The sequence below is a fragment of the Streptomyces sp. NPDC093065 genome, assembly GCF_044754585.1.
Taxonomy (GTDB): domain Bacteria; phylum Actinomycetota; class Actinomycetes; order Streptomycetales; family Streptomycetaceae; genus Streptomyces.
Map to the genome: position 1 here is coordinate 113,161 of NZ_JBIVPJ010000011.1, position 17,074 is coordinate 130,234.

The 17,074-nt window shown below is 71.6% G+C and carries 14 protein-coding genes; 13 read left to right on the forward strand and 1 reads right to left on the reverse strand.

Going from position 1 to position 17,074, the window contains the following annotated elements:
- Window position 1: 1 nt before the first annotated feature.
- The 4 genes from hisS to rpsD all read left to right on the forward strand — a co-directional run bounded on the left by hisS (window position 2) and on the right by rpsD (window position 4,457).
- On the forward strand, window positions 2-1,264 hold the full coding sequence (gene hisS, locus ACIQFU_RS20530; RefSeq protein WP_402553275.1) for a histidine--tRNA ligase: 1,263 nt from the start codon (window positions 2-4) through the stop codon (window positions 1,262-1,264).
- Between the two features lie 193 nt (window positions 1,265-1,457).
- A complete protein-coding gene (locus ACIQFU_RS20535; RefSeq protein ID WP_402553277.1) occupies window positions 1,458-2,120 on the forward strand; it encodes a vitamin K epoxide reductase family protein in 663 nt (220 codons plus the stop codon).
- Between the two features lie 70 nt (window positions 2,121-2,190).
- Complete coding sequence (locus ACIQFU_RS20540; RefSeq protein ID WP_402553278.1) at window positions 2,191-3,546, forward strand: replication-associated recombination protein A; 1,356 nt, start codon at window positions 2,191-2,193, stop codon at window positions 3,544-3,546.
- A gap of 296 nt (window positions 3,547-3,842) precedes the next feature.
- Window positions 3,843-4,457: a 30S ribosomal protein S4 gene (gene rpsD, locus ACIQFU_RS20545; RefSeq protein WP_003977321.1), complete on the forward strand. Its 615-nt coding sequence runs from the start codon at window positions 3,843-3,845 to the stop codon at window positions 4,455-4,457.
- A gap of 30 nt (window positions 4,458-4,487) precedes the next feature.
- On the opposite strand, the gene ACIQFU_RS20550 is transcribed toward rpsD, so the two are convergent.
- On the reverse strand, window positions 4,488-6,677 hold the full coding sequence (locus tag ACIQFU_RS20550) for an ATP-binding protein (RefSeq protein ID WP_402553280.1): 2,190 nt from the start codon (window positions 6,675-6,677) through the stop codon (window positions 4,488-4,490).
- 165 nt (window positions 6,678-6,842) lie between these two features.
- Here ACIQFU_RS20550 and ACIQFU_RS20555 point away from each other — a divergent pair, with 165 nt between their 5' ends.
- From ACIQFU_RS20555 to aroB, 9 genes are all read left to right on the forward strand, one after another.
- Entirely contained in the window at window positions 6,843-7,292 is a 450-nt protein-coding gene (locus ACIQFU_RS20555) for a DUF948 domain-containing protein (RefSeq protein ID WP_402553281.1), read from the forward strand.
- Between the two features lie 7 nt (window positions 7,293-7,299).
- Window positions 7,300-7,662, forward strand: coding sequence for a hypothetical protein (locus ACIQFU_RS20560; protein WP_402553283.1), 363 nt, complete (start codon window positions 7,300-7,302; stop codon window positions 7,660-7,662).
- On the forward strand, window positions 7,662-10,334 hold the full coding sequence (alaS, locus tag ACIQFU_RS20565) for an alanine--tRNA ligase (protein WP_402553285.1): 2,673 nt from the start codon (window positions 7,662-7,664) through the stop codon (window positions 10,332-10,334). The genes ACIQFU_RS20560 and alaS overlap by 1 nt, the downstream gene beginning before the upstream one ends.
- 35 nt (window positions 10,335-10,369) lie before the next feature.
- Window positions 10,370-10,834, forward strand: coding sequence for a Holliday junction resolvase RuvX (ruvX, locus tag ACIQFU_RS20570; protein ID WP_402553443.1), 465 nt, complete (start codon window positions 10,370-10,372; stop codon window positions 10,832-10,834).
- Window positions 10,835-10,962: 128 nt separating this feature from the next.
- Window positions 10,963-12,723, forward strand: a complete 1,761-nt coding sequence (gene mltG, locus ACIQFU_RS20575) for an endolytic transglycosylase MltG (RefSeq protein ID WP_402553287.1) — start codon at window positions 10,963-10,965, stop codon at window positions 12,721-12,723.
- Window positions 12,704-13,543, forward strand: a complete 840-nt coding sequence (locus ACIQFU_RS20580; RefSeq protein WP_402553288.1) for a shikimate dehydrogenase — start codon at window positions 12,704-12,706, stop codon at window positions 13,541-13,543. Before mltG ends, ACIQFU_RS20580 begins: the two co-directional genes overlap by 20 nt.
- Before the next feature lie 47 nt (window positions 13,544-13,590).
- A complete protein-coding gene (locus tag ACIQFU_RS20585; RefSeq protein WP_402553289.1) occupies window positions 13,591-13,962 on the forward strand; it encodes a hypothetical protein in 372 nt (123 codons plus the stop codon).
- Between the two features lie 184 nt (window positions 13,963-14,146).
- A complete protein-coding gene (aroC, locus tag ACIQFU_RS20590; protein ID WP_402553291.1) occupies window positions 14,147-15,331 on the forward strand; it encodes a chorismate synthase in 1,185 nt (394 codons plus the stop codon).
- Window positions 15,332-15,363: 32 nt separating this feature from the next.
- Window positions 15,364-16,974 carry a 3-dehydroquinate synthase gene (gene aroB / locus ACIQFU_RS20595; protein ID WP_402553444.1) on the forward strand — a complete coding sequence of 537 codons (1,611 nt, stop codon included), beginning with the start codon at window positions 15,364-15,366 and terminating at the stop codon, window positions 16,972-16,974.
- Window positions 16,975-17,074: the final 100 nt, after the last annotated feature.

Here is a 17,074-nt window from a genome sequence, read left to right on the forward strand (position 1 = left end):
CGTGAGCACCTTCAAGGCCCCCAAGGGCACGTACGACCTGCTGCCGCCCGACTCCGCGAAGTTCCTGGCGGTCCGCGAGGCCATCGCCGCCCCGCTGCGCAACTCCGGCTACGGCTACATCGAGACACCCGGCTTCGAGAACGTCGAGCTGTTCGCACGCGGCGTCGGTGAGTCCACCGACATCGTGACCAAGGAGATGTACGTCTTCGAGACCAAGGGCGGCGACCGCCTCGCCCTGCGCCCGGAGACCACCGCTCCCGTGCTGCGCGCCGTCCTGGAGGCCAACCTGCACAAGGCGGGCAACCTGCCGGTGAAGGTCTGGTACTCGGGCTCGCAGTACCGCTACGAGCGCCCCCAGAAGGGCCGTTACCGCCACTTCTCGCAGGTCGGCGCCGAGGCGATCGGCGCCGAGGACCCGGCCCTGGACGCCGAACTGATCATCCTGGCCGACCAGTCGTACCGCGCGCTGGGCCTGCAGAACTTCCGCATCCTGCTCAACTCGCTGGGCGACAAGGAGTGCCGTCCCGTCTACCGGGCCGCGCTCCAGGACTTCCTGCGGGGGCTCGACCTCGACGAGGAGACCCTGCGCCGCGCGGAGATCAACCCGCTGCGCGTCCTGGACGACAAGCGCCCGGACGTGCAGAAGCAGCTCACCGACGCACCGCTGCTGCGCGACTACCTGTGCGACGCCTGCAAGGCGTACCACGAGGAGGTGCGCGAGCTGATCACGGCCGCGGGTGTGGTCTTCGAGGACGACCCGAAGCTGGTGCGCGGCCTGGACTACTACACGCGCACGACCTTCGAGTTCGTCCACGACGGCCTCGGCTCCCAGTCCGCGGTGGGCGGCGGCGGCCGCTACGACGGCCTGTCCGAGATGATCGGCGGCCCCTCCCTGCCCTCGGTCGGCTGGGCCCTCGGCGTCGACCGCACCGTCCTCGCCCTGGAGGCGGAGGGCATCGAACCGGACATCCCGTCCGCGACCTCGGTCTTCGCGGTCCCGCTGGGCGAGGAGGCCCGGAGGATCCTGTTCGCCAAGGTCACCGAGCTGCGCAAGAACGGCGTCGCGGCCGACTTCTCCTACGGCGGCAAGGGGCTCAAGGCGGCGATGAAGGCGGCCAACCGCTCCGGCGCCCGCTACACCCTGGTGCTCGGCGAACGCGACCTGGCCGAGGGCGTCGTCCAGCTCAAGGACATGGAGTCCGGAGAGCAGACCGCGATCGGCGTCAACGAGATCGTGGCGGAGCTGGAGTCGAGGCTCGGCTAGCACGCCGGCACCCGTCAGGGGCACGCGTTTCGCTCGCGTGTGCCCCTGGGGAACGGGTGATGGCCAAAACGCGCCGCTCCCGGGTGATCGCCGGCCCGTTCATAGGCTCATCGAACGGTGCCCCTACAGGCTTGTGCGGCACAATGGCCCCTGCCCGAAGCAGGTACCACTCTCCAGTGACGGAATCGGCGTGATGAGCAAGACGACAGTGAAGGACGTCTCCACCGTGGCAGAGTCCGCGCCGGACGCCGGCGCCCGCATCCCGCGCACCGAGGGCGGCAGCCGGGCCCTCGCGCTGCTGCTGGTGATCACGGGTGCGGCCGGCCTGCTCGCCGCCTGGGTCATCACGATCGACAAGCAGAAGATCCTCGAGGCCAAGGTCGCCGGCACCACCTTCACTCCCGGCTGCAGCCTCAACCCCGTCGTCTCCTGCGGCAACATCATGGAGAGCGACCAGGCCTCCGTCTTCGGCTTCCCCAACCCGATGCTCGGCCTCGTCGCCTACGGCATCGTGATCTGCGTCGGCATGAGCCTGCTCGCCCGCGCCACCTTCCCGCGCTGGTACTGGCTCACCTTCAACGCCGGCTGTCTGTTCGGTGTGGCGTTCGTCTCCTGGCTGCAGTTCCAGTCCCTGTACCGGATCAACTCGCTGTGCCTGTGGTGCTGCCTGGCCTGGGTCGCCACGATCCTGATGTTCTGGTACGTGACCTCCTTCAACGTCCGCAAGGGCTTCCTGCCCGCGCCGGGCTGGCTGCGCGGTTTCTTCGGCGAGTTCACCTGGGTCCTGCCGGTGCTGCACATCGGCATCATCGGCATGATGATCCTCACCCGCTGGTGGGACTTCTGGACCAGCTGACCCGTCCTTCCGCGCCGGCGGGCCCACCGGGCCCGCCGCGTTGTCGGTGCGGTCATTTAGGGTTCAGGGCGTGGAGCCCGACCTGTTCACCGCCGCAGCCGAAGAACGCCAGGAGAAGGACCCGACCGGCAGCCCCCTCGCCGTGCGGATGCGCCCGCGCACCCTCGACGAGGTCGTCGGCCAGCAGCACCTGCTCAAACCCGGATCCCCCCTGCGCCGCCTGGTCGGCGAGGGCGCGTCCGGTCCCGCGGGGCCGTCCTCGGTCATCCTCTGGGGCCCGCCGGGCACCGGAAAGACCACCCTGGCGTACGTCGTCTCCAAGGCCACCAACAAGCGGTTCGTGGAGCTGTCGGCGATCACCGCGGGTGTCAAGGAGGTCCGCGCGGTCATCGACGGCGCGCGCCGCGCGGTCGGCGGATACGGCAAGGAGACCGTCCTCTTCCTCGACGAGATCCACCGCTTCAGCAAGGCCCAGCAGGACTCCCTGCTCCCGGCCGTCGAGAACCGCTGGGTCACCCTGATCGCCGCCACCACCGAGAACCCGTACTTCTCGGTGATCTCCCCGCTGCTCTCCCGCTCCCTCCTGCTCACCCTCGAACCGCTCACCGACGACGACCTCCGCGACCTGCTCCGCCGCGCCCTGGGCGACGAGCGCGGCCTGGGCGGCGCCCTCGCCCTCCCCGAGGACACCGAGGAGCACCTGCTGCGCATCGCCGGCGGCGACGCCCGCCGCGCGCTGACCGCCCTGGAGGCCGCCGCAGGGGCCGCGCTCGACAAGGGCGAGGCGGAGATCGGCCTGACCACGCTGGAGGAGACGGTCGACCGGGCCGCGGTGAAGTACGACCGCGACGGCGACCAGCACTACGACGTCGCCAGCGCCCTGATCAAGTCCATCCGCGGCTCCGACGTGGACGCCGCCCTGCACTACCTGGCCCGGATGATCGAGGCCGGCGAGGACCCCCGCTTCATCGCCCGGCGCCTGATGATCTCCGCCAGCGAGGACATCGGCCTGGCCGATCCCAACGCCCTGCAGATCGCCGTCGCCGCCGCCCAGGCCGTCGCCATGATCGGCTTCCCCGAGGCCTCCCTCACCCTCAGCCACGCCACCATCGCCCTGGCGCTGGCCCCCAAGTCCAACGCCGCGACCACCGCCATCGGCGCCGCCCTGGACGACGTGCGCAAGGGGCACGCCGGACCGGTCCCCGCGCACCTGCGCGACAGCCACTACAAGGGCGCGGGCAAGCTGGGACACGGCCAGGGCTACGTGTACCCGCACGACCTGCCCGAGGGCATCGCCGCCCAGCAGTACGCCCCGGACGGGCTGAAGGACCGGACGTACTACACGCCGACCCGGCACGGCGCCGAGGCCCGGTACGCGGACGCCGTGGAGTGGACCCGCGGGCACCTCGGTCGCAAGCCGTCCTGAGCGGCCTGTACACTCGGCCGGAGCGCCGAGTCCCGTGCCGTCAGAACGGGACAACCGGCCGGAACCCTCCGGGGTTCCAGGAGCGTCGCGCACCGTCGATCGGTGTCGCGGGCAGCCCACCACCACCCGGCTTCCGGGAGCGGTCGGTGGGCCACTCGCGTGCTGCACGTATGTGCCCAGACCAGGGGAGCGGCTGCCCGACAGGTCCGTCAGCGGACCCGGCGGGTTTCCCCGGCTGCGGATTGCGACCTCCCACAACCCTGACAAGCCGGAAATCCAGAAAAGAGACACAGACAGTGGCGAACCAGCCCCGCCCCAAGGTCAAGAAGTCGCGTGCCCTCGGCATCGCGCTGACCCCGAAGGCCGTCAAGTACTTCGAGGCCCGCCCCTACCCGCCGGGCGAGCACGGCCGCGGCCGCAAGCAGAACTCGGACTACAAGGTCCGTCTGCTCGAGAAGCAGCGTCTGCGCGCGCAGTACGACCTCAGCGAGCGCCAGCTCGTGCGCGCCTACGAGCGTGCCTCCAAGACCAACATGAAGACCGGCGAGGCCCTGGTCATCGAGCTCGAGCGCCGTCTCGACGCGCTGGTCCTGCGTTCGGGCATCGCCCGCACGATCTACCAGGCCCGCCAGATGGTCGTCCACGGCCACATCCAGGTCAACGGCCAGAAGGTCGACAAGCCGTCCTTCCGCGTCCGCCCGGACGACGTCGTGCAGGTGCGCGAGCGCTCCAAGGAGAAGACCCTCTTCACCATCGCCCGCGAGGGTGGCTTCGCCCCCGACGGCGAGACCCCGCGCTACCTCCAGGTGAACCTCAAGGCCCTGGCGTTCCGCCTGGACCGTGAGCCGAACCGCAAGGAGATCCCGGTGATCTGCGACGAGCAGCTCGTCGTCGAGTACTACGCCCGCTGATCCCGGCCCCGGCGCAGTACCAGCGGTACCTCAGCCCGCCGTCTCCCCGCCCTTCCCGGTGGGCGAGGCGGCGGGCTTCGCCGTGCCGGCGCCCGTCGCGGCCCGCCCCCCGGCCGCCGAACGCGGGGCCGGCAGCGAGGCGGGCATCCCGGGCCTGCGCAGCGCCCGCGCCACCACCTCCCGGCGGCCCAGCCGCGCCCCGTGCCGCACGCACTCCTCGTACCGCTCGTCGCCCAGCTGCTCCCGGGCCGCCGCCTCGCACAGCTCGTGCGGCGCGTTGTAGTGGGCCGAGCCGAACAGCGGCAGCCCCACCGACGGCCACATCCGCCCCGCCGCGCCCTGGAGCACCGCCGCCTCCGCCGCGTCGCCCTCCGCCACCGTGACCAGGGCCAGCAGTTCCACCGCCAGCACCGAGCCCAGTTGGTCGCGGAAGCGGTGCGCACCGCCCAGACAGTCGGCCAGCAGCTCGCGGGCGCGCACGGGATCCTCCTCGCTCCAGGCCGCGTACGCCAACACGTACAGGGCGTACCCCCGGGCCCAGCGCTCCCCGTGGTCCTCGCACACCTGGCGCACGTCCTCGCACAGGCGCACCGCGTCCGGCAGATCGCCCTGGAACGCCCGGGCCATCGCCAGCTCCACCTGACCCATCAGCACGTTGCTGTTCAGCTCGCCGATCTCCCGGTAGCGGTGCAGGGCGGACCGCAACAGCGTCTCCGCACGCGGCAGGTCGTCCGTCACCAGCGCCAGACAGCCGGTGCGGTGCTCCGCGTACGCCACCGCCGTCGGGTTCGCCGAGCGCTCCGCCTCCTCGCGGCACTCCTGGAGCGCAGCCAGCGCGGGCACCGAGTCGCCCTGCAGGATCGCCACGTAGGCGAGCACCCACAGCGCTTTCAGCCGGGACTGCTCGCCCGCCGTCGGCTCCGCGTCCAGCCGCACCGCCTGCTCCAGCCAGTGCCGCCCCTCCGACAGCCGTCCGCAGCCGACCCAGTGGAACCACAGGGCGCCCGCCAGGTACTGGCCCAGGTGCGCGCCGTCCGGCTCGTCCAGGCAGTGCTCCAGGGCACTGCGCAGATTCGGCAGATCGGCGTCCACCCGCGCCGCGACCTCGCCCTGGCGCGGGGAGAACCACTCCAGCTCGCACCAGGTCGCCAGGCCCACGTACCAGTCCCGGTGCCGCCGCCGCAGCCGGTCCGCGTCCCCCGTCGCCGTCAGCCAGTCGGCGCCGTACGCCCGTACCGTGTCGAGCATCCGGTAGCGCACCCCCGCCGGGGACTCCTCCCGGGCCAGTACCGACTGCGTGAGCAGCGCGGAGAGCACGTCGAGCACCTCGTCGGCCGCCAGCCCGTCCCCGCTGCACACGTACTCGGCGGCCTCCAGGTCGAACGGCCCGGCGAACACCGAGAGCCGTGCCCACAGCAGCCGCTCGGGCGGCGTGCACAGCTCGTGGCTCCAGCCGATCGCCGTGCGCAGCGTCCGGTGCCGGGGCAGCGCGGTGCGGTCGCCGCCCGCCAGCAGCCGGAAACGGTCGTCGAGGCGGCGCAGCACCTGGGCCGGGGAGAGCGCGCCCAGGCGTCCCGCCGCCAGTTCGACCGCAAGCGGGATCCCGTCGAGGCGCCGGCACAGCTCGCGCACCTCGACCCGGTCCGTGTCCGGGTCGACGGCGCACCCGCGGACACCGCTGCGCTGCCCGGCCCGGACCGTCAGCAGCTCCACCGCCTCCTCCGTGCCCAGCGGCGCCAGCGGAACCAGGCGCTCCCCGGCCACGTCCAGCGGCCTGCGCCCGACCGCCAGCACCCTGAGCCCCGGGGCGCGGCCCAGCAGGTCGGTCACGAGCGACGCGCAGGCGTCCACCAGGTGCTCGACCCCGTCCAGAAGCAGCAGCAGCTCCCGCTCGGCCAGGTGCGCGAGCAGGGTCTCGCGCGGCAGCCGGGTCGTGTGGTCGGTCAGGCCCAGCGCCTCCACGACCGCGTAGTCGACGAACTCCTCGTCCCGCACCGGTGCCAGTTGCACCCGCCACACCCCGTCCCGGGGCGTGCGGCGTCCGGCGGCCCGCGCGGCCAGCCGGGACTTGCCGACGCCACCGGCGCCGGTGACGGTCACCAGCCGTGCCGAGTCCAGAGCCCCGGCCAGCTCCGCGAGCTCCGTCGCCCTCCCCACGAAGGCGTCGAGTTCCAGCGGTAGATTGCCGTGCGGGACGCCGTCGCGCCGAAGGTCTCGCATGAAACACGGAGCGTACTGAACCGTATTCACTCCGTACAATCGCTTCGTGCGACTCGGCCGGAGCGCGCCGCGCGCGACGGGGAATCCGGTACGGAGCCCCGCGCCCGGCGCGATAGGCTCGGCGCACGACTTTCCCGATGTTCAGGCGCGTATTCCAGGGAGCGGGTGCACACAGTGTCCGGTGGCGAGGTGGCCGGGATCCTGGTGGCCGTCTTCTGGGCGATCCTGGTCTCCTTCCTCGCCGTCGCACTGGCGAGGCTGGCCCGGACGCTCAGGACGACCACCAAACTCGTGGCGGACGTGACCGACCAGGCCGTCCCGCTGCTGGCCGACGCCTCGGCGGCGGTGCGCAGCGCGCAGACCCAGATCGACCGGGTCGACGCGATCGCCTCCGACGTCCAGGAGGTCACCTCGAACGCCTCCGCGCTGTCCACCACCGTGGCCTCCACCTTCGGCGGCCCGCTGGTCAAGGTCGCGGCGTTCGGATACGGCGTGCGCCGGGCACTCGGCGGTCGCAAGGAGGACATGTCCGCCCCGGCCGGCCAGGCACGGCGCACCGTGATCGTGGGCCGTACGCTCCCGGCCGCGCGGCGGACGAAGCGGAAGAAGGGCTGACCGAGCGATGTTCCGCCGTACGTTCTGGTTCGGCACCGGCGTGGCCGCCGGTGTGTGGGCCACCACCAAGGTCAACCGCAAGCTCAAGCAGCTCACCCCCGACAGCCTCGCCGCCACCGCGGCGAACAAGGCGCTCGACGTGGGCGGCCGGGTCAGGGACCGCGCGGTGGGCTTCGCGCTCGACGTCCGCGACAACATGGCCCAGCGGGAGGCCGAACTGGACGACGCGCTGGGCCTGAACGCCCCCGTCGACCGTGAACTGCCCGCACTGCGGCGCCACGCCGCCATCGAGAACAGCAAGGACCCGAAGTCCGTCGTCGACGACAGCACGTACACGACGTACTCGTACAACCGGAATGAGGACCACTGATGGAGTCGGCCGAGATTCGTCGCCGCTGGTTGAGCTTCTTCGAGGAGCGCGGTCACACCGTCGTCCCTTCGGCGTCGCTCATCGCGGACGACCCGACTCTGCTCCTCGTCCCGGCCGGCATGGTGCCCTTCAAGCCCTACTTCCTGGGTGAGGTCAAGCCGCCCTTCGACCGTGCCACCAGCGTCCAGAAGTGCGTGCGCACGCCGGACATCGAAGAGGTCGGCAAGACCACCCGCCACGGCACGTTCTTCCAGATGTGCGGCAACTTCTCCTTCGGCGACTACTTCAAGGAAGGCGCCATCAAGTACGCCTGGGAGCTGCTCACCAGCCCCCAGGACAAGGGCGGTTACGGCCTCGACCCCGAGCGCCTGTGGATCACCGTGTACAAGGACGACGACGAGGCCGAGCGCATCTGGCACGACGTCGTGGGCGTCCCCTCCGAGCGCATCCAGCGCCTCGGCAAGAAGGACAACTACTGGTCCATGGGCGTCCCCGGCCCCTGCGGCCCCTGCTCCGAGATCAACTACGACCGCGGCCCCGAGTTCGGCGCCGAGGGCGGCCCCGCCGTCAACGACGAGCGGTACGTGGAGATCTGGAACCTCGTCTTCATGCAGTACGAGCGGGGCGAGGGCATCGGCAAGGAGGAGTTCGAGATCCTCGGCGAGCTGCCGAGCAAGAACATCGACACCGGCCTCGGCCTGGAACGGCTCGCCATGATTCTGCAGGGCGTGCAGAACATGTACGAGATCGACACCTCCATGGCCGTCATCAAGAAGGCCACCGAACTGACCGGCGTGGCCTACGGCGACGCCCAGGCCTCGGACGTCTCCCTGCGCGTGGTCACCGACCACATGCGCACCTCCGTGATGCTCATCGGCGACGGCGTCACCCCCGGCAACGAGGGCCGCGGCTACGTGCTGCGCCGCATCATGCGCCGCGCCATCCGCAACATGCGGCTCCTCGGCGCCACCGGTCCGGTCGTCAAGGACCTCATCGACGTCGTGATCGGCATGATGGGGCAGCAGTACCCCGAGCTGGTCACCGACCGCGAGCGGATCGAGAAGGTCGCCCTCGCCGAGGAGAACGCCTTCCTCAAGACGCTCAAGGCCGGCACCAACATCCTCGACACCGCCGTCAGCGACACCAAGGCCTCCGGCGGCACCGTCCTCGCCGGCGACAAGGCGTTCCTGCTCCACGACACCTGGGGCTTCCCGATCGACCTCACCCTGGAGATGGCCGCCGAGCAGGGGCTGTCCGTGGACGAGGACGGCTTCCGGCGCCTGATGAAGGAGCAGCGGGAGCGCGCCAAGGCCGACGCCCAGGCCAAGAAGACCGGCCACGCCGGTGCCGGTGCCTACCGGGAGATCGCCGACAAGGCCGGCGCCACCGACTTCGTCGGCTACACCGACACCGAGAGCGAGTCCACGATCGTCGGCATCCTCGTCGACGGCGCCTCCTCCCCGGCCGCCACCGAGGGCGACGAGGTCGAGATCGTCCTGGACCGCACCCCGTTCTACGCCGAGGGCGGCGGCCAGATCGGCGACACCGGCCGGATCCGGGTCGACACCGGCGCCGTCATCGAGATCCGCGACTGCCAGAAGCCGGTGCCGGGCGTGTACGTCCACAAGGGCGTCGTCCAGGTCGGCGAGGTCACCGTCGGCGCCAAGGCGCAGGCCTCCATCGACGACCGGCGCCGCAAGGCCATCGCCCGCGCCCACTCGGCGACCCACCTCACCCACCAGGCGCTGCGCGACGCCCTCGGTCCGACGGCCGCGCAGGCCGGCTCCGAGAACCAGCCCGGCCGCTTCCGCTTCGACTTCGGCTCGCCCTCCGCGGTGCCGACGGCCGTGATGACCGACGTCGAGCAGAAGATCAACGAGGTGCTCGCCCGCGACCTCGACGTCCGCGCCGACGTCATGGGCATCGACGAGGCCAAGAAGCAGGGCGCCATCGCCGAGTTCGGCGAGAAGTACGGCGAGCGCGTGCGCGTCGTCACCATCGGCGACTTCTCCAAGGAGCTGTGCGGCGGCACCCACGTGCACAACACCGCCCAGCTCGGCCTGGTCAAGCTGCTCGGCGAGTCCTCCATCGGCTCCGGCGTGCGCCGCATCGAGGCCCTGGTCGGTGTGGACGCCTACAGCTTCCTCGCCCGCGAGCACACGGTCGTCGCCCAGCTCCAGGAGCTGATCAAGGGCCGTCCGGAGGAGCTGCCGGAGAAGGTCTCCGCGATGCTCGGCAAGCTGAAGGACGCCGAGAAGGAGATCGAGAAGTTCCGCGCCGAGAAGGTCCTCCAGGCCGCCGGCTCGCTCGCCGACTCCGCCAAGGACGTGCGCGGTGTGGCCCTCGTGACCGGTCAGGTCCCCGACGGCACCACCGCCGACGACCTGCGCAAGCTGGTCCTCGACGTGCGCGGCCGCATCCAGGGTGGCCGGGCCGCGGTCGTGGCCCTGTTCACCACGGTGGGCGGCAAGCCCCTCACGGTCATCGCCACCAACGACGCCGCCCGCGAGCGCGGTCTCAAGGCCGGTGACCTGGTGCGCGCCGCCGCCAAGACCCTGGGCGGCGGCGGTGGCGGCAAGCCGGACGTCGCGCAGGGCGGTGGCCAGAACCCGGCCGCCATCGGCGACGCGGCCGACGCCGTCGAGCGGCTCGTGGCGGACTCCGCCAAGTGAGCACACCGCCCGAAGACCGGACGGACGGCCCGGCGATGCGCCGCGGCCGCCGCCTGGCGATCGACGTCGGCGACGCCCGTATCGGGGTCGCGTCCTGCGACCCCGACGGCATCCTCGCCACCCCGGTGGAGACCGTCCCCGGCCGCGACGTGCCCGCGGCGCACCGGCGCCTGAGGCAGTTGGTCGCGGAGTACGAGCCCATCGAGGTCGTCGTCGGCCTCCCCCGCTCCCTCAAGGGGGGCGAGGGCCCGGCCGCGGCCAAGGTCAGACGCTTCACGCAGGAACTGGCCCGAGGCATCGCCCCGGTCCCGGTCCGGCTCGTCGACGAGCGGATGACGACGGTCACCGCGAGTCAGGGACTGCGCGCCTCGGGGGTGAAGTCCAAGAAGGGCCGGTCGGTCATCGACCAGGCCGCCGCTGTGATCATCCTCCAGCAGGCCCTGGAATCCGAACGGGTGTCAGGCAGGCCCCCCGGCGAGGGCGTCGAAGTGGTCATCTGATCGCGGTACGGTAACGTTCCGCGCGATGCGGAGGCATTCGAACAGCCACCGCACAGCAAGAGGCGGAACGGAAGCGGGCCCTTCGGCACAGGTCGCGCCCCCCGTCGCCTCGCGGCTCTAGGGGATCGATGACTGAGTATGGCCGGGGCCCAGGCTCCGAACCGTGGCATCCGGAGGACCCGTTGTACGGGGACGGCGGATGGGGCGGACAGCAGGCCCATGCGGGTCAGCAGTCCCCCTACGGCGGCCAGCCGCAGCAGTATCCGGAGCAGCAGGCGCAGCAGGGTTACGGCGACTGGAGCAACGGCGGCCAGCAGTCGTACGGCGGGGGGCAGCCGCAGTACGACCAGCAGTACGGCCACCAGCACCCCGAGCAGCAGTACGACCAGTACGGCCACCCGTACAACCAGCAGCAGTACGACCAGCACCAGTACGGTCAGCAGCAGTACGACCAGCAGTACGCGCCCCAGGCCCAGCCGCAGCAGGGGCACGACAACGGCTGGGGCGGCGGCGCGCACCCCCAGGCGCAGTACCCGGCCGACCCGTCCGACCCCTACGGACAGCAGGCCGGCGGCTACGGCGCCGAACAGCCCGACTTCTACGGAACCCCCGAGGCGTACCCGCCGCCGGAGCCGCCCGCCCGGCGGCGCGCCGAGCCCGAGCCGCAGCGCACCGACTGGGACCCCGGGCCCGACGAGGGGGAGCACGCCTTCTTCGCCGGCGGGGACGCCGACGACGACGATGACGCGGCGGGCGACGGCCGTGGCGGCCGCGAGGACCGCAGGACCCGGGGTGGCGGAAAGCCCAAGAAGCGCCGCAGCGGATGCGCCTGCCTGGTCGTCTGCCTGGTGCTCGGCGGCGGCGTGGCGGGTGTCGGGTATTTCGGCTACCAGTTCTACCAGGATCGTTTCGGCGCGGCGCCGGACTTCGCGGGCGACGGCAACGGCGAGCAGGTGACCGTCACCATCCCCAAGGGCGCGGGTGGCTCCACGATCGGCCAGGAACTCAAACGGCAGGGAGTGGTGAAGAGCGTCGACGCCTTCATCGCCGCCCAGCAGAGCAACCCCCAGGGCAAGAGCATCCAGGACGGCGTGTACACGCTGCAGAAGGAGATGTCGGCCGACAGCGCGGTCGAGCTCATGCTCAGCCCGAAGAGCCGCAGCAACCTGATCATCGCCGAGGGCTGGCGGAACGCCAGCATCTACGAGCTCATCGACAAGCGCCTCGAGGTGAAGGCGGGTACCACCGCCAAGGTCGCCAAGTCCGAGTACAAGGATCTCGGCCTGCCCGAATGGGCGCTGAACCACAAGGACGTCAAGGACCCGCTGGAGGGCTTCCTCTACCCGTCCAGCTACTCGGTGGCCAAGGGGCAGAAGCCGAAGGACGTGCTCAAGCAGATGGTGGCACGTGCCGGCGAGCAGTACGAGAAGATCGGCCTCAAGGAGAAGGCGGAGGGCCTCGGTCTCGAGGGCCCGTGGGAGCTGCTCACCGCCGCGAGCCTGGTGCAGGCGGAGGGCAAGACACACGAGGACTTCCGCAAGATGGCCGAGGTCATCTACAACCGGCTCAAGGAGTCCAACACCGAGACGAACCAGAAGCTCCAGTTCGACTCGTCGTTCAACTACCTGATGCGCCAGAGCAAGATCAACATTGCTGAGTCCGAGATCAACAGCAACCCGGACCCGTACAACACGTACTACCACCGGGGTCTGCCGCCCGGACCCATCGGCAACCCCGGCGAAGAGGCCCTGCAGGCGGCCCTCAATCCCACGAAGGACGGCTGGATCTACTTCGTGGCCACCGACGGTGTGAAGAAGACCGAGTTCGCCAAGACCCACGACGAGTTCCTGAAGCTGAAGGACAAGTTCGATGCCAGCTCCGGCAACTGACCGGCACCGGGCCGCCGTGCTCGGCTCCCCGATCGCCCACTCCCTCTCCCCGGCGCTGCACCGCGCCGCCTACACGGAGCTGGGTCTCGGAGACTGGACTTACGAGCGCTTCGACGTCGACGAGGCGGCATTGCCGGGGTTCTTCGCGCAGCTGGGGCCCGAGTGGGCGGGGCTGTCGCTGACCATGCCGCTCAAGCGGGCGGTGATCCCGCTGCTCGACTCGGTCAGCGAGACGGCAGCCTCCGTGGACGCGGTGAACACCGTCGTCTTCACCGGCGACGGCCGCAGGACCGGCGACAACACCGACATCCCCGGCATCGTCGCCGCCCTGCGCGAACACGGCATCGAGAAGGTCGAGACCGCCGCGGTCCTCGGCGCCGGCGCCACCGCGTCCTCCGCGCTGGCCGCGCTGGCCCGGGTCTGCACCGGCGAGGTCGCCGTCTACGTGCGCAGCGCCGCGCGCGCCGCCGAGATGCGGGGCTGGGCCCAGCGGCTGGACGTCGACGTGCGCATCGCCGACTGGGCGGACGCCGAGGAGGCTCTGCACGCCCCGCTGGTCGTGGCCACCACACCGGCCGGCGCCACCGACGCGCTCACCGCCGCCGTGCCCGAGATGCCGGCCACCCTCTTCGACGTGCTCTACGACCCCTGGCCCACCGCGCTCGCCGCCCGCTGGTCGGCGTACGGCGGTGCCGTCGTCAGCGGCCTCGACCTGCTGCTCCACCAGGCGGTGCTCCAGGTGGAGCAGATGACCGGCCGTGCTCCCGCCCCGCTGGCCGCCATGCGAAAAGTGGGGGAGCGGGCGCTCGCGGATCGCTAGTATCCCTCCGGTTCCGCAGGGGGCGGGACGGGAGGGGAAGACGATCCATGTACACAGGTGTGCCGCTGGCCTCGGCCAAGAGCCAGATCTTCGAGGCAGTCCTGGGCTTCCTGCCGGACTGGGTGCAGATCACGGTGCTCGCCCTGATCGTGCTCGCCGTCGTCGCGAGCTGGGTGGTCAAGGCGAAGCGCGGGATCTCCCGGCGGCGCGCGAGCCGCGCGGGGCAGGCGCCGCCGGGTGCGGTGCAGTACGGCCGGGGCACCGTCACCGGCCGTCCGGGCCCCGGTGCGCCGTCACAGTCGGGGGAGCGCGGCGCCGACTTCCTGGGCCCCTACGCCCCGGCACAGCGGCAGGAGAGCGGCGCGGACTTCCTCGGTTCCTACGCCCCCTCGCAGCAGCAGGGCAACCGTCCCGCCTGACGCCGTGCGGGCCTCCCGCGCGTCCGTCCGCGCGTCCGGCAGATGGACCGGCGGCCGGGTCCGGCGACCGGACGTGGGAGGATCGGAGGCGGCGGGCCGGGGCCGCGCACCCGGTCGGACCATCGTGTACGCGGACAAGGCGCGTACACGGGGCATACCGGGGCGCGAGTATTGAGGAGCACCGTTGAGCAGGTTGCGCTGGCTGACCGCGGGGGAGTCCCACGGTCCCGCACTCGTCGCGACGCTGGAGGGACTGCCCGCCGGCGTGCCGATCACCACCGACATGGTGGCGGACCACCTGGCGAGGCGGCGGCTCGGCTACGGCCGCGGTGCGCGCATGAAGTTCGAGCGCGACGAGGTCACCTTCCTCGGCGGTGTCCGGCACGGTCTGACGATGGGCTCCCCGGTCGCCGTCATGGTCGGCAACACCGAGTGGCCCAAGTGGGAACAGGTCATGGCGGCCGACCCGGTCGACCCGGAGGTGCTGGCCGGCCTCGCGCGCAACGCCCCGCTGACCCGGCCGCGCCCCGGCCACGCGGACCTCGCCGGCATGCAGAAGTACGGCTTCGACGAGGCCCGGCCGGTCCTGGAGCGCGCCTCCGCCCGCGAGACGGCGGCCCGGGTGGCGCTGGGCGCGGTGGCCCGCTCGTACCTGAAGGAGACGGCCGGCATCGAGATCGTCAGCCACGTCGTCGAACTGGCCTCGGCGAAGGCGCCCCAGGGTGTGTACCCGACGCCGGACGACGTCGAGCGGCTGGACGCCGACCCGGTGCGCTGCCTGGACGCGGACGCGTCGGAGGCCATGGTCGCCGAGATCGACCAGGCCCACAAGGACGGCGACACCCTCGGCGGGGTCGTCGAGATCCTGGCCTACGGCGTGCCGGTGGGCCTCGGTTCCCACGTCCACTGGGACCGCAAGCTCGACGCGCGGCTCGCGGGCGCGCTCATGGGCATCCAGGCGATCAAGGGCGTCGAGATCGGCGACGGCTTCGAACTGGCCCGCGTGCCCGGTTCCCGGGCCCACGACGAGATCGTGAGCACGCCCGACGGCATCCGCCGGGTCTCCGGGCGCTCCGGCGGCACCGAGGGCGGCCTGACCACCGGTGAACTGCTGCGGGTGCGCGCCGCGATGAAGCCGATCGCCACCGTGCCGCGCGCCCTGAAGACCGTGGACGTGACCACCGGCGAGGCCGCTCAGGCCCACCACCAGCGCTCCGACGTGTCCGCCGTGCCGGCCGCCGGAATCGTCGCCGAGGCCATGGTGGCCCTCGTGCTCGCCGACGCCGTCGCGGAGAAGTTCGGCGGTGACTCGGTCGCCGAGACCCGCCGCAACGTGTCTTCGTACCTCGACAACCTGGCCATCCGGTGACCGGGGCACCGCTGGTCGTCCTCGTCGGCCCGATGGGCGTCGGCAAGTCCACCGTCGGGCAGCTGCTCGCCGAGCGGCTCGGCGTCGGCTACCGCGACACCGACGAGGACATCGTCACCGCCCAGGGGCGGGCCATCGCCGAGATCTTCGTGGACGAGGGCGAGGCCGCCTTCCGTGACCTGGAGAAGGAGGCCGTGCGGAGCGCGCTCGTCGAGCACGGCGGGGTCCTCGCCCTCGGTGGCGGCGCGGTCCTCGACGCGGACACACGCGTGCTGCTCGCCGCTCAACGCGTCGTCTACCTCTCGATGGACGTCGAGGAGGCAGTCAAGCGCACCGGCCTGAACGCGGCGCGCCCGCTGCTGGCGGTCAACCCGCGCAAGCAGTGGCGCGAGCTCATGGAGGCCCGCCGCCACCTCTACGAGGAGGTTGCCGCGGCCGTCGTGGCCACGGACGGCCGCAATCCGGAACAAGTCGCCCAAGCCGTCCTGGACGCAGTGGAGTTGACCGTATCTCCCGGGGGGCAACTCCCGGACCCCCGGCCGGAGGACGCTGTGGTGAACGATGTGACGAAGATCCAGGTCGGCGGCACCGCCGGGTCCGACCCCTACGAGGTCCTGGTGGGCCGTCAGCTCCTGGGTGAGCTGGGCGGCCTGATCGGCGCAATGGCCAAGCGGGTCGCGGTGATCCACCCCGAGGCGCTCGCCGAGACCGGTGACGCCCTGCGCGCCGACCTCGCCGAGCAGGGCTACGAGGCGATCGCCATCCAGGTGCCCAACGCGGAGGAGGCCAAGACCGCCGAGGTCGCCGCGTACTGCTGGAAGGCGCTCGGCCAGTCCGGGTTCACCCGCACCGACGTCATCGTCGGGGTGGGCGGCGGTGCCAGCACCGACCTGGCCGGATTCGTGGCCGCGACCTGGCTGCGCGGGGTGCGCTGGATCGCCGTGCCCACCACCGTGCTGGCCATGGTGGACGCGGCCGTCGGCGGCAAGACCGGCATCAACACCGCCGAGGGCAAGAACCTGGTCGGCTCCTTCCACCCGCCCGCCGGTGTGCTGTGCGACCTGGCCGCACTGGACTCGCTCGCGGTCAACGACTACGTCTCCGGACTGGCCGAGGTCATCAAGGCCGGCTTCATCGCCGACCCGGCGATCCTCGACCTGATCGAGTCCGACCCCGAGGCCGCACGCACCCCCACCGGGCCGCACACCGCCGAGCTGATCGTGCGCTCCATCAAGGTCAAGGCCGAGGTGGTCTCCTCCGACCTGAGGGAAGCGGGTGTCAGGGAAATCCTCAACTACGGCCACACCCTCGGCCACGCCATCGAGAAGAACGAGCGCTACAAGTGGCGTCACGGCGCCGCCGTCTCCGTGGGCATGCACTTCGCCGCCGAACTGGGACGCCTGGCCGGACGGCTGGACGACGCCACCGCCGACCGCCATCGCAGCATCCTCGAAGCGGTCGGCCTCCCACTGCACTACCGCTACGACCAGTGGCCCAAGCTGGTCGAGAACATGAAGGTCGACAAGAAGTCCCGCGGCGACCTGCTGCGCTTCATCGTCCTGGACGGCCTGGCCAAGCCCACCGTGCTGGAGGGCCCCGACCCGGCCGTCCTCCTCGCCGCCTACGGCGAGGTGGGCGAGTAGTACCCCGGTGTTCCCTTCCGCCCGATTCGCCCTGCCGGACGGGCACTTCGGACCGCCCCCGGCCGTTCACCAAACGACGGCCGGGGGCGGTACCGTTCGG

Bases quoted from the DNA above. Each gene is read 5' to 3' on its own strand.
- mltG (WP_402553287.1), top strand. From the start codon at position 10,963: ATGACTGAGTATGGCCGGGGCCCAGGCTCCGAACCGTGGCATCCGGAG.
- ACIQFU_RS20585 (WP_402553289.1), top strand. From the start codon at position 13,591: ATGTACACAGGTGTGCCGCTGGCCTCGGCCAAGAGCCAGATCTTCGAG.
- alaS (WP_402553285.1), top strand. From the start codon at position 7,662: ATGGAGTCGGCCGAGATTCGTCGCCGCTGGTTGAGCTTCTTCGAGGAG.
- aroB (WP_402553444.1), top strand. From the start codon at position 15,364: ATGGGCGTCGGCAAGTCCACCGTCGGGCAGCTGCTCGCCGAGCGGCTC.
- ACIQFU_RS20560 (WP_402553283.1), top strand. From the start codon at position 7,300: ATGTTCCGCCGTACGTTCTGGTTCGGCACCGGCGTGGCCGCCGGTGTG.
- ACIQFU_RS20580 (WP_402553288.1), top strand. From the start codon at position 12,704: ATGCCAGCTCCGGCAACTGACCGGCACCGGGCCGCCGTGCTCGGCTCC.
- ACIQFU_RS20535 (WP_402553277.1), top strand. From the start codon at position 1,458: ATGAGCAAGACGACAGTGAAGGACGTCTCCACCGTGGCAGAGTCCGCG.
- ruvX (WP_402553443.1), top strand. From the start codon at position 10,370: ATGCGCCGCGGCCGCCGCCTGGCGATCGACGTCGGCGACGCCCGTATC.
- ACIQFU_RS20550 (WP_402553280.1), bottom strand. From the start codon at position 6,677: ATGCGAGACCTTCGGCGCGACGGCGTCCCGCACGGCAATCTACCGCTG.